Source organism: Terrabacter sp. 01T434 (assembly GCF_056398545.1).
Genome location: NZ_JBFTPP010000006.1, coordinates 150422 through 162703, shown reverse-complemented (window position 1 = coordinate 162703; position 12282 = coordinate 150422). Strand labels below are relative to the sequence as shown.

The following is a 12282-nucleotide window of genomic DNA, read 5'->3' as shown; positions in this document are numbered from 1 at the left end:
GTCTCCTTGCGCCTCGGGGGCGAGCCGCGCACCTGGACACGGGACTGCTCCGATCGAGCACCGAACAGACGAAGGACGACATGAGCACCGACCACACCTCCACGACGCCTGACCTCCTCGGCTCCTCGACCACCCGCCGCCAGCTGCTGGCGCTCGCGGCGGTCGGGGGTGCCGGACTCGCCACGGTGCGGGCTGCCTCGCCGGCCCCCGCCGCGCCCGGGCAGGGCACCAACGGCAAGGTCGTGCGACTGACCGTACTCGGCACGACGGACCTCCACGGCAACGTCTACAACTGGGACTACTTCAAGAACGCCGAGTACGACGACAAGGTGCACAACGACATCGGTGTCGCCAAGGCGTCGTCCATCATCAAGGCGATCCGCGCCGAGGTCGGCGCCCAGCGCACCCTGACGATCGACGCCGGTGACACGATCCAGGGCACTCCTCTCGCGTACTACTACGCCAAGATCGACCCGATCACCGGTGGTGCGGAGCACCCGATGGCCGCCGCCATGAACCAGGTCGGCTACGACGCCGCGGCCCTCGGCAACCACGAGTACAACTACGGCCTCGACACGCTGCGGGCCTTCGAGAAGCAGCTGGACTTCCCGCTGCTGTCGGCCAACTCGGTCGACTGGAACACCGGCGCCCCCGTCTTCAAGCCGTGGGTCATCAGGACAGTCGAGGTGGAGGGCAGCAAGCCGATCAAGGTCGGCGTCCTCGGCCTGGTCACGCCAGGCGTCGCGATCTGGGACAAGGCGAACGTCGAGGGCAAGGTGAAGTTCCCCGGCATCATCGAGCAGGCCAAGGTCATGGTGCCCCGCCTCAAGGCGGCCGGCGCCGACGTCGTTCTCGTGGCGTGCCACTCCGGCGACAGCGGCAAGTCCTCGTGGGGCGACGCGCTGCCCTACGTCGAGAACGCGAGCGCGCTCCTCGCCGAACAGGTCCCCGGCATCGACGCCGTGCTCGTCGGCCACGCCCACCTCGAGATCCCGCAGCGCTACGTGACGAACCAGCAGACCGGCAAGCAGGTGCTGCTCTCCGAGCCGTACTACTGGGGCATGCGCGTCACCCGCATGTCGCTCGACCTGCAGAAGGTCCGTGGACAGTGGCAGGTCGTGCACTCCGAGGCGACCCTCTACAACTCCAACGTCGCACCCGAGGACCCCGCTGTGACTCGCGCCGTCGCCGCCGCCCACCAGAAGGTCCTCGCCTACGTCAACGGCGTCATCGGGACGTGCACGACGGCCATGTCGGCGGCCACGTCGCGCTACGAGGACACCGCCGCGATCGACTTCATCAACTACGTCCAGGCCGACGCGGTCAAGAAGGCCATCGCCGGCACCCCCGAGGCGTCCCTCCCCGTGCTGTCGATCGCCGCGCCGTTCAACAAGCTCGCCGCGATCCCGGCCGGCGACGTGACGATCCGTGACGTGGCCGGCCTCTACATCTACGACAACACCCTGCTCGGGATCGTGCTGACCGGGGCCCAGGTCAAGGCGTACCTCGAGAAGAGCGCCGAGTACTTCCAGCCCTGCACGACGACGGGCCCGGTCGCCGCCGACACCATCACCGGCGCGAACGGCACCCCCGACTACAACTACGACATCATGGGTGGGCTCGACGCCGACCTCACCTACGACATCGACCTCGCCAAGGCCGTCGGCTCCCGCATCGTGGGCCTCGCGTATGCCGGCACCCCCGTCGCGTCGGACGCCCGCTTCGTCGTGGCGATCAACAACTACCGCCAGTCCGGGGGCGGCGGCTTCCCCGGCGTCGCGACCGCCCCGGTCGTCTACAACCGCCAGATCGAGATCCGTCAGCTGCTCATCGACTGGGCGACGGCCAACAAGGTCATCGACCCGGCGACCTTCTCGAGCCTCGACTGGAAGCTCGTCAGCAACGGGAGCCCGATCACCGTCACGCCCTGACCTCCGCGTTGCCGGACACGTGCTGTGTCCCGCCACGTGGGAGGAGAACGGGACACCCGACCCCGAGCCGACGGTGGGTGGGACGTCGGCCGGGGCGCAGACGTACCCGCCGGGACAGGGGAGCACCGACGGGTACGCACCTCCATCCTCGCGGATCCGGGCCGTGTGCGTGGTCGATTTCGAGTGACCGTGTCCTGATCCGTGACCCCTCTCCGCCGCCCGATCGAAAGAGCATTCCGTCCGCGCGGACGGAATGCTCTTTCGATCGGGCGGGAGGCGCTCAGGCGCCGACGAGGACCTGGTAGCCCCACGCCGGCAGGTGGTACTCCTGTCCCCGCGCCAGCTCGAGGGTCTCGCCGGTGAAGGCGTCGCGCCACGAACCGACCTGCGGACCGTCTCCGAGCGTGACCGTCAGGTCCTCGTCGCTGAAGTTGAAGGCCCCGAGGACCCGGTCGTCACCGACGGCCCGGACGAAGCTCAGCACCGCGGACTCGGCCGAGTTGGGGACGCGCACCATGCGGCCACCGGCGGCGCCGTTCCACAGTGCGGGGTGCTGCTTCTTGAGCGCGAACAGGGTGCGGTAGAGCTCGCCCTGCTCGTCCTCGCGCCACTCGATCTCGTCCTTGTCGAAGAAGACGAGCCGCTTGTCGCTGCCGGCCTCCTGCCCGTTGTAGACGAGGGGCACGCCCTCGCTGATGACGGACAGCACGATCGCGGGCACGAGCGCGTCGCCGAACTGCTCGTACTCCGTCCCCTCCCAGGCGTTCTTGTCGTGGTTGCTGACGAAGAGCATGCGGTAGGCGTCGCGTTGGTAGAAGCGGTCGTTCCAGGCGTAGTAGACCTTGAGCGCCTCGACGTCGGCCTTGCCGTGCGCGATCTTGTGCAGCGTCTCGTTCCAGCTCCAGCCGTACGTCATGTCGAAGGCGCGCACGTGCAGGTCGCGCGACTCCCACTCGGCGAGCATGAAGACCGGCTTGATCTCGTCGAGCTCGCGACGGACGTTGTCCCAGAAGTCCACGGGCACGAATCCGGCCACGTCGCAACGGAACCCGTCGAATCCGACATCGCCCACCCAGTACTTCATGGCGTCGGTCATGTAGCGACGCAGGCCGGGGTTGTCGTAGTCGAGGTCGATGATGTCGTCCCAGTCCCACCACGGGGTCGGGCGGAAGTCGCCCTTCCAGTCACGGGCGTACCACTCGGGGTGCTCCTCGACGAGACGGTTGTCCCACGCCGTGTGGTTGGCGACCCAGTCGAGGATGACGTGCAGGCCGAGGTCGTGGGCGGTGTCGACGAAGTGGCGCAGGTCCTCCAGGGTGCCGAACTCCGGGTTGACGCCGAGGTAGTCCTTGACGGCATACGGGCTGCCGAGCACGCCCTTGCGGTTCTCCTCGCCGATCGGGTGCACCGGCATGAGCCAGACGATGTCGATGCCGAGGTCGCGGATGCGCGGCAGGTGCGCCTCGGCGGCGCGGAAGGTGCCCTCGGGCGTGAAGTGGCGCTGGTTGATCTGGTAGATCGTCGCGCTGCGGCTCCACTCGGGGTGGGTCAGCTCGACGGCGGGCCGTGGGGCGTACGGGTTGGCGGTCACGGGAGCTCCTGGTCGCAGGGGGCGGTGGGCGAGGTCGAGCGGATGGTGCGGTCCTACCCCGTCACGAGGTGGCGTCGAGGAGGTGCTCGACGAGTGGGACGGTGCGGTGGTCGAGGCGGGTGGCGAGGGAGATGACGGTCGAGGCCCGGGTGACGTGCGCGTCGTCGACGACCTGGTCGATGACGCGTTGCAGGTCGGCGTTGTCGCGGCCGACGATGCGGATGAGCACGTCGCCCGAACCGGTGATGGTGTGGGCCTCGAGCACCTCGGGGATCGCGGCCAGGTGCTCGACGACGGGGGAGTGGCCCCCGCGGCCCTGTCGGATCTCGAGCGTGCAGAACGCCGTGACGGGGTAGCCCAGCGCCGCGGGGTCGACGTCGGGCGCCATGGACCGCAGCACCCCGGTGCGCTGCAGGCGGTCGAGGCGGGCCTGCACCGTGCCGCGGGCCACGCCGAGCCGGCGCGAGGCGCCGAGCACGCCGATGCCCGGCTCGGTGAGCAGCAGGAGCAGGATGCGGCAGTCCAGGTGGTCGACCGGCGGTCGCGGTGCTGGGCCCACGGCTGACGTCATGGTCAGAGTGTCCAGCATGACACGGCATACGGGCAACACTTTGTGCACTGTGTTCACCAGTGGCGACTGCTCTTGCACACCCACGTGCACTCGGCCACTCTCGGTCCATGACCGACACGATGCCCTCTGCGGCCGCCGACCTCACCGACCAGGAGCGCGAGGCCGACCTCGACCTCGACCAGCTCAAGCAGCTCGTCGGTCTCGTCGAGTACGACGAGAACACCGACGTCTTTCCCGTCACCGGATGGGACGCGATCGTCTTCGTCGCGGGCAACGCCACCCAGAGCGCGCACTACTACCAGAGCGCCTGGGGCATGGAGCTCGTCGCCTACTCGGGCCCCGAGAACGGCAACCGGGACCACAAGTCCTTCGTCCTGAAGAGCGGCTCCATCCGCTTCGTGATCATGGGCGCCGTCGACCCCGACAGCTCGCTCGCCGACCACCACCGCCGGCACGGCGACGGCGTCGTCGACATCGCCCTCGAGGTGCCTGACGTCGACCGGTGCGTCGCCCAGGCCCGCAAGGCCGGCGCCACGGTGCTCGAGGAGCCGACCGACCACACCGACGAGCACGGCACGGTGCGCACCGCGGCGATCGCGACGTACGGCGAGACCCGCCACACGCTCGTGCAGCGTCACGTGAACGGTCAGACGTATGCCGGACCCTACCTTCCCGGCTACCTCGCCACGAGCTCCTCCTACGAGAAGCGCGACGGCCAGCCCAAGCGTCTCTTCCAGGCCCTCGACCACATCGTCGGCAACGTCGAGCTGGGCCACATGGACGAGTGGGTCACCTTCTACAACAAGGTCATGGGCTTCGTGAACATGGCTGAGTTCATCGGTGACGACATCGCCACCGACTACTCGGCGCTCATGAGCAAGGTCGTCGCCAACGGCAACCACCGCGTGAAGTTCCCGCTCAACGAGCCGGCCATCGCGAAGAAGAAGAGCCAGATCGACGAGTACCTCGAGTTCTACCGCGGCGCCGGCGCCCAGCACCTCGCCGTCGCGACGAACGACATCCTCGCCTCGGTCGACGCCCTGCGCGCCAACGGCGTCGAGTTCCTCGACACCCCGGACAGCTACTACGAGGACGCCGAGCTGCGCGAGCGGATCGGCAACGTCCGCGTGCCGATCGAGGAGCTGCAGAAGCGCAAGATCCTCGTCGACCGCGACGAGGACGGCTACCTCCTGCAGATCTTCACCAAGCCGCTGGGCGACCGGCCGACGGTCTTCTTCGAGCTCATCGAGCGGCACGGCTCGCTCGGTTTCGGCAAGGGCAACTTCAAGGCGCTCTTCGAGGCGATCGAGCGCGAGCAGGACAAGCGCGGCAACCTCTGAGGCGGTCGCTGGTGCGACCAGCGACCCATCGACCGCGGGCCCGGCATGCCGGGCCCGCGGTCGAGCGCCGTCGTGGCACAGTTGGAGCATGAGCCAGCAGCCCTCCGGGTGGTACGACGACCCCAGCAACGCCGACATGCTCCGCTACTGGGACGGCGTGTCGTGGACCAACCACACCGCCCCGAAGAAGTCGCCGACCATCGCGCAGAGCACCATCGGTCGACCCCCGCAGGGCGGACCTGGGCAGGTGCCCGCCGACCGCACGGGCGCGCCGACGGCCACGACGCCGATGCCGCAGGGGAGCGGCTGGCAGAACCAGCCCCAGGCGCCGCAGATCCCCCAGCAGCAGGCGCCGCAGGGCTACTACCAGCAGGCCCCGGCCAACGCGCAGTGGATGCACAACATCCGCACCACGGCCGACGGCATACCGCTCGCGCCGTGGGGCAAGCGTTTCGCCGCCTGGCTCATCGACGGCATCATCCTCGGGATCGCCTCCTACCTGCTCATCCGCGCGTTCGTGCCCGACTACCTGACCTCCATCCAGCGGGCCGTCGACGCTGCCGCGACCCAGGACCAGGCGGCGATGACCTCGCTCATCAACCAGATCGCCGGCGAGGCCGTCAAGGCCGGTCTGGTCACGTGGGTCTTCTCGACGCTCTACTGCATCGCCTTCTGGACGACGACCGCGCAGACTCCCGGCAAGATGGTCCTCGGCATCAGTGTCCGTCGTGCTGACGCCGCGGGCCCCCTCGACGTCGTCACGGCCATCCGTCGACGCCTGCTCTCCGCGATCCAGCTCGTGCCGTTCATCAGCGGCATCTACTTCATCATCTTCCTGCTCGACGGTCTGTGGCCGCTCTGGGACGACAAGCGCCAGGCGCTGCACGACAAGGTCGCCGGCACGCAGGTCGTCGAGGGCAAGCAGCCGCGCAAGCAGCACTGACGGACACCCCGGCAGGGCCGGATGGCACGAGGAAGCGATACGGGCGGCATAAGTCCCTTGCGCTGCCGTCGGTGGTCGGCGCGACAATGAAAGCTACCCGGGCAGCCTGCGGCCACGGCCTCACAGCTGTCCACGTACCACCGTCCGAACCGGAGTCATCGTGTCCACTCCTGCCGCTCCTGCACTGACCGACTACCCCGACAAGATCGACGGGCCGGTCCTCAAGATCGCCGGCGTGGTCGTGCTCGGGGCCATCATGTCCATCCTCGACATCACGGTCGTCAACATCGCCCTGCCGACCTTCCAGACCGTGTTCGCCGAGAGCCCGGGGAAGGCCCTGGCGTACTCCACGGTCGCGTGGTCGGTCACGGCCTACACCCTCGCCCTCGCGACGGTCATCCCGCTGACAGGCTGGGCAGCCGACCGGTTCGGCACCAAGCGGCTCTACATCCTGGCCGTCGTCCTCTTCACCTCGGGTTCGGCCCTGTGCGCGACCGCCGGGTCCATCGAGATGCTCATCGGTTTCCGCGTCCTGCAGGGCCTGGGCGGCGGCATGCTCATGCCCCTCGGCATGACCATCATGACCCGGGCCGCCGGGCCGGCTCGGATGGGCAGGCTTATGGCGATCCTCGGCGTGCCCATGCTGCTCGGTCCGATCTTCGGGCCGATCCTCGGCGGCTGGCTGATCGAGGTCGCGTCCTGGCACTGGATCTTCCTCATCAACGTGCCGATCGGCACCGTCGCGGTGCTGTACGCGTTGTGGGCGCTGCCCTCCGACGCGCCCGAGCCGTCCGAGTCGTTCGACTTCGTGGGAATGCTGCTGATGTCACCCGGCCTGGCCCTCTTCCTCTACGGCATCAGCTCCATCCCGGGGGAGGGGACCGTGATGGCGAAGAAGGTGCTCGTGCCGCTGTGCATCGGGCTCGTCATGATCGTGACCTTCGTCTTCTACAGCTTCCGCCCCAAGCACCCGCTCCTCGACCTGCGGCTCTTCCGCAACCGTCGCCTCAGCACCGCGACGATCACCATGTTCATGTTCGCCGCCGCCTTCTTCGGCGGCCTGCTCCTGATTCCGACCTACTACCAGCAGGTCCGGGGGCTCGACACCCTCCACGCGGCCTTCCTCATGGTGCCGCAGGGCCTGGGCGCCATGGTGACGATGCCGATCGCGGGTGCCCTCTCCGACAGGATCCCCGTGGGGCGCATCGTGCCCTTCGGGCTGGTGCTCATGACCGGCGGCATGTTCGCGCTGACGCAGGTGGGCACCGACACGCCGTACTGGGGCTTCATGATCCCGGTGCTCTTCGTCATGGGCCTGGGCATGGGCGGCACGATGATGCCGCTCATGACCTCGGCGCTCAAGACCTTGCAGAGCCACCAGGTGGCCCGCGGTTCGACGCTGCTCAACATCTCGCAGCAGATCGCGAGCTCGATCGGTGTGGCCGTCATCTCGGTGGTCTTCACGAACTACCTCAGCGCCTCCGCCCTGGCGGGTCCGGCCATCGCGGCACTGCACAACCCGGCGCTCGTCAACTCCGTCGGTGGTCAGGTCGCCGTCCAGAAGGGGCTGGCCGACGCGGCCGACGCCTTCGGCAGCACCTTCCTCGTCGCCGCGGTCCTGCTCGCCCTCACCTTGATCCCGGCCGCCTTCCTGCCGCGCAAGCACGAGCACTCGCACTTCCTCGACGACCAGCCCGAGACGTCAGCGGCCATCGTCCACTGAGTGCCAGACGTCGGCGCGAGGCTCAGGGGGCAGGGCGGATGGTTCCGGTGACCTCACCGAGACCGATGCGCGCACGGGCGGGACCCGGCGCCCAGGCCGTCATCGTCACGACGTCGCCGTCCTCGAGGAAGCCACGGGTCGTGCCGTCCGCGAGCGTCAGCGGCTCGGTGCCGTTCCACGTCAGCTCGAGCAGGCTGCCACGGGTCTCGCGGGTCGGGCCGCTGATCGTCCCCGACCCGAAGAGGTCGCCGTCGCGGACCGAGGCGCCGTTGACGGTGAGGTGCGCCAGCATCTGGGCCGGCGACCAGTACATCCCGGAGTGCTCGGGGCGGGAGACGACGGTGCCGTTGAGGGCCACCTCGACGTGGACGTCGAGACCGAACACGTCCCCGCGCAGGTAGGGCAGGATCTCCGGATCCGACTGTCCCGGAAGGGGAACGCGCGCCGACGTGAGGGCCTCGAGGGGGGTCACCCAGGCCGAGACCGACGTCGCGAAGGACTTGCCGAGGAACGGTCCGAGCGGGACGTACTCCCACGCCTGGATGTCGCGGGCGCTCCAGTCGTTGAGGATGACGACGCCGAAGAGGTGGTCGCCAGCCTCGTCGACCGAGACACGGGAGCCGAGGGCGGTCGCGCCCCCCACGACGTAGCCGAGCTCGGCCTCGATGTCGAGGCGGATGCTCGGGCCGAAGAGCGGCAGGGGGTCGTTCGGGCCCTTGCGCTGGCCGTTGGGACGCACGACGTCGGTGCCCGTGACGACGACGGTGCCCGCGCGGCCGTGGTAGCCGATCGGCAGGTGCTTCCAGTTCGGCGGAAGGGCGGCGTTGTCGGGGCGGAAGATCTGCCCGACGTTGCTCGCGTGGTCCTCGCTCGCGTAGAAGTCGACGTAGTCGGCGACCTCGATCGGCAGGTGAAGCACGACCTCGTCCAGCGGGTGCAGGTGGGGGGTGACCCCGTCACGGTGCACCTCGTCGCGGAGGATCTCGGTGAGCCAGGCCCGCGCCGTCGTCCAGGCCGGACGGCCGAGCGCCAGGAAGGCGTTGAGGCTCGGCGTCTGCCACGCGGTCGCGAGGTCGGGCCCGTCGCCGACGAGTCCGGCGTCGCGACCGACGGCAGCCACCGCCCCGGCGTCGAGCACGTCGTCACCGATGCGCACGCCGACCCGACGGGTGGGGTCGTCGGCGGTGCTGAAGACGCCGTAGGGCAGGTTGTCGATGCCGAAGAGGTGGTCGTCGGGCACGTCGAGCCAGGTGGTCACCGGTGCTCCTCCGTCGTGTCGGTCGCAGGGATGAGCCCGAGGGCCTCGAGCTCGGTCAGGGGGTCGAGCACACCACAGCAGCCGTAGGCCGTGAAGCTCGTGCGGACGCGCTCGGCGTCGTCGGTGCCCAGGGAGGCGACGGCGGTGACGAGCACCTCGGTGTCGCGACGCCCGAGCTCGCCGGCGAGCTCGTGGGCCTCCGCCCCGTGCAGCGCCTCGTGGGTGGCGAGCAGGACGTTGAGCAGGCCGTGCATCTGCTCACCGCCGCGGCGACCCCGGACGGCGTGGTGCAGTCCGCCCGTCAGCTTGAAGCTCAGGCCGTGCAGGACGACGGCGTCGAGGAAGCCGCCGAGCACCCGCTCGTCCGGCCAGCCCCACGTCGGCGTCGCGCCGGTGCGGAACTTCACCGTGACGTCGTGCTCCTCGTCGACGGCGGCTGCGATGTCGTCGAGTCCACGCGCCTGCTCCTCACCGAGGCCGACCTCGACGACGACGGGGACCCCGGCGCGGAGGACCTGCCGCCAGTCGTCCGACCAGCCGAGCTCGGCGGCCGTGACGAGGACCCTGTCGTCGTCACGCAGGGACGTGAGGGCGTCGACGAGTGGTTCCGTCGGGCTCCCGGGCCGCACGACGAGACTGACCTCGAGCGGTGTCTGCAGCGTCCGCGGGTCGGCTGCTGCGAGGGTCGTGAGCTCGGCCGCCGACGCGGCGGGCACGAGCAGCGGACCGATGTGGGCGGCATACGGCCCCACGCGCCGGTCGAGGTGCTCACGGACGGCCACGTCGAGCGGGGCCAGGCCCGGCGGGAACACCGCGGCGTCGTCGACGAGGCGGTCGAAGAGCGGCGCGAAGGGCGTCCTTGACATGACCGGGAGCGTACTCCACTGTTGCAATAGCGATACATCAGCGTCCGCTCATCGGACGCGGTCGGACGGAGAGGCTCGCCCATGGCCCACTACCAGGCGGTCGGAAGCATCCCGCCCAAACGGCACACCCAGCACCGGCGGCCGGGGGAGGGGACAGCGCCGGGCGAGCTCTACTACGAGGAGCTCATGGGCGAGGAGGGCTTCAGCTCCGACAGCTCGCTGCTCTACCACCGCAACATCCCGTCGACGACGATCGGCGCCGCGGTGTGGGAGCTGCCCGACCAGTCGACGACGCCGAACCACCCGCTGACGCCGCGCCACCTCAAGCTGCACGACCTCTTCGATGCCGGCTCCGTCGCGCAGACCGACGTCGTGACGGGTCGCCGCCTCGTCCTCGGCAACGGCGACGTGCGCATCTCGTATGCCGTTGCCGCACAAGCGAGCCCGTGGTACCGCAACGGCATCGGCGACGAGTGCGTCTACGTCGAGCGCGGCGCCGCACGCGTCGAGACGGTCTTCGGCGCCTTCGAGGTGGGGGAGGGCGACTACGTCATCATCCCCCGGGCGACGACGCACCGCTGGATCCCCGCGGCCTCCGACGACGAGCCACTGCGCGCCTACTGCATCGAGGCCAACAGCCACATCGCGCCACCGAAGCGCTACCTCAGCAAGTACGGCCAGCTCCTCGAGCACGCGCCCTACTGCGAGCGCGACCTCCGGCAGCCGGAGGGACCACTCCTCGCCGAGGACGTCGGCGCGGCCCCCGACGAGCAGACCGACGTCTACATCAAGCACCGCGGCAACGGGCCCGGCGGGGTCGTCGGCACGATCCACACGCTGCCCTTCCACCCGCTCGACGTCGTCGGCTGGGACGGCTGCCTCTACCCGTACGTCTTCAACGTGCGTGACTTCGAGCCCATCACGGGCCGCATCCACCAGCCGCCACCGGTGCACCAGGTCTTCGAGGGCTGGAACTTCGTCATCTGCAACTTCGTGCCGCGCAAGGTCGACTACCACCCCCTCGCCATCCCCGTGCCGTACTACCACTCCAACGTCGACAGCGACGAGATCATGTTCTACGTCGACGGTGACTACGAGGCCCGCAAGGGCTCGGGCATCGGCAAGGGGTCGATCTCGGTGCATCCCGGAGGCCACGCGCACGGGCCCCAGCCCGGTGCCACGGAGGGCTCGATCGGCATCGAGAGCTTCGACGAGCTCGCCGTCATGGTCGACACGTTCCGCCCGCTCGAACTCGGCGAGGGTGGGCTCGCCGTCGACGACGGGCTCTACGCGATGTCGTGGTCCAAGAGTGCAGGGCGGTCGGCCTCGGCCGGCGGCGCGCACTCCGAGGGCTGACCGGGTGCCCGGTCCTGCGGCCGCGGCTCCGCGTGGAGAGTCCTCCCAGACGCTCGACCGGGGCATCCGCGTGCTCGAGACCCTCGCCGAGGGTGGGGAGTCGACCGGCCTGACGATCACCGAGCTCGCGGCCCGGCTCGGGGTCGGGCGACCCGTCGTCTACCGCTTCGTCACGACGCTCGAGGAGCACCACCTCGTCTCGCGGGCGACCGACGGGCGGGTCCGTCTCGCGCTCGGCATCAGCCGCCTTGCCTCTGCCGTCACGCCGATCGTGCGCAGCGAGGCGCGGCCCGTGCTGCGCGAGCTCGCCGACGCCGTCGGCGCGACGGCGCACCTGACGATCGCCGAGGGTGACGAGGCGCTCGCCCTCGTCGTCGTCGAACCGTCCTGGACCGACGTCCACGTCGCCTACCGATCCGGCGCGCGGCACGCGCTCGACCAGGGCGCGGCCGGGCGGGCGATCCTCGCCGGTCGAGCGGGGGAGACCGGTGTGGTGGGCACTGACGGCGAGCTGCAGGCCGGAGCCCACGGACTCGCGCTGTCCCTGTCGACCCGCGCCGAGCCCACGCCCGGTGGGGTGGAGGCATCGGTCGGCGTCGTCTCCCTCGAGCCCCTCGACGTGGGCGCCGTCGGCCCCCGGTTGGAGCGCGCGGCGCGGGCGCTCCGCGGGGTTCTGCGCTGAAGCCACGCTGAGACCACGCCT

10 protein-coding genes are annotated in these 12282 nt (G+C 69.8%); 6 read left to right on the top strand and 4 right to left on the bottom strand.

All coding sequences use genetic code 11. The annotated features are described in order from the left end of the window. The first annotated feature begins 80 nt into the window (after window positions 1-80). A complete protein-coding gene (locus tag AC1DIW_RS14620; RefSeq protein WP_478109038.1) occupies window positions 81-1931 on the top strand; it encodes a bifunctional metallophosphatase/5'-nucleotidase in 1851 nt (616 codons plus the stop codon). 280 nt (window positions 1932-2211) lie between these two features. On the opposite strand, the gene AC1DIW_RS14615 is transcribed toward AC1DIW_RS14620, so the two are convergent. Beyond that, window positions 2212-3522, bottom strand: a complete 1311-nt coding sequence (locus AC1DIW_RS14615) for an alpha-amylase family glycosyl hydrolase (RefSeq protein WP_478109037.1) — start codon at window positions 3520-3522, stop codon at window positions 2212-2214. Window positions 3523-3583: 61 nt separating this feature from the next. Further along, a complete protein-coding gene (locus AC1DIW_RS14610) occupies window positions 3584-4093 on the bottom strand; it encodes an Lrp/AsnC family transcriptional regulator (RefSeq protein WP_442281117.1) in 510 nt (169 codons plus the stop codon). A gap of 107 nt (window positions 4094-4200) precedes the next feature. Between AC1DIW_RS14610 and hppD the strand changes: the two genes are divergently transcribed. The 3 genes from hppD (at window position 4201) to AC1DIW_RS14595 (ending at window position 8099) form a co-directional block, all read left to right on the top strand. Further along, window positions 4201-5433, top strand: coding sequence for a 4-hydroxyphenylpyruvate dioxygenase (hppD, locus tag AC1DIW_RS14605; protein WP_478109035.1), 1233 nt, complete (start codon window positions 4201-4203; stop codon window positions 5431-5433). 88 nt (window positions 5434-5521) lie between these two features. Further along, window positions 5522-6376 (top strand): RDD family protein, encoded by an 855-nt coding sequence (locus AC1DIW_RS14600; protein WP_478109033.1) that lies wholly within the window; start codon window positions 5522-5524, stop codon window positions 6374-6376. Window positions 6377-6536: 160 nt separating this feature from the next. Continuing rightward, complete coding sequence (locus tag AC1DIW_RS14595) at window positions 6537-8099, top strand: DHA2 family efflux MFS transporter permease subunit (RefSeq protein ID WP_478109032.1); 1563 nt, start codon at window positions 6537-6539, stop codon at window positions 8097-8099. A 22-nt stretch (window positions 8100-8121) separates the two neighbouring features. Here the strand turns inward: AC1DIW_RS14595 and fahA are convergent, their stop codons facing one another. Together fahA and AC1DIW_RS14585 are read right to left on the bottom strand one after the other, a co-directional pair. Next, window positions 8122-9357, bottom strand: coding sequence for a fumarylacetoacetase (gene fahA, locus AC1DIW_RS14590; protein ID WP_478109030.1), 1236 nt, complete (start codon window positions 9355-9357; stop codon window positions 8122-8124). Next, window positions 9354-10223: a hypothetical protein gene (locus AC1DIW_RS14585; protein ID WP_478109029.1), complete on the bottom strand. Its 870-nt coding sequence runs from the start codon at window positions 10221-10223 to the stop codon at window positions 9354-9356. The genes fahA and AC1DIW_RS14585 overlap by 4 nt, the downstream gene beginning before the upstream one ends. An 81-nt stretch (window positions 10224-10304) precedes the next feature. Here AC1DIW_RS14585 and AC1DIW_RS14580 point away from each other — a divergent pair, with 81 nt between their 5' ends. Continuing rightward, complete coding sequence (locus AC1DIW_RS14580) at window positions 10305-11579, top strand: homogentisate 1,2-dioxygenase (protein WP_442280391.1); 1275 nt, start codon at window positions 10305-10307, stop codon at window positions 11577-11579. 4 nt (window positions 11580-11583) lie between these two features. Next, window positions 11584-12261: an IclR family transcriptional regulator gene (locus AC1DIW_RS14575; protein ID WP_478109027.1), complete on the top strand. Its 678-nt coding sequence runs from the start codon at window positions 11584-11586 to the stop codon at window positions 12259-12261. Window positions 12262-12282: the final 21 nt, after the last annotated feature.

Excerpts from the sequence above, each read along its gene's own strand:
- AC1DIW_RS14620 (WP_478109038.1), top strand. The coding sequence starts at position 81 with ATGAGCACCGACCACACCTCCACGACGCCTGACCTCCTCGGCTCCTCG.
- AC1DIW_RS14610 (WP_442281117.1), bottom strand. The coding sequence starts at position 4,093 with ATGACGTCAGCCGTGGGCCCAGCACCGCGACCGCCGGTCGACCACCTG.
- hppD (WP_478109035.1), top strand. The coding sequence starts at position 4,201 with ATGACCGACACGATGCCCTCTGCGGCCGCCGACCTCACCGACCAGGAG.
- AC1DIW_RS14600 (WP_478109033.1), top strand. The coding sequence starts at position 5,522 with ATGAGCCAGCAGCCCTCCGGGTGGTACGACGACCCCAGCAACGCCGAC.
- AC1DIW_RS14585 (WP_478109029.1), bottom strand. The coding sequence starts at position 10,223 with ATGTCAAGGACGCCCTTCGCGCCGCTCTTCGACCGCCTCGTCGACGAC.
- AC1DIW_RS14580 (WP_442280391.1), top strand. The coding sequence starts at position 10,305 with ATGGCCCACTACCAGGCGGTCGGAAGCATCCCGCCCAAACGGCACACC.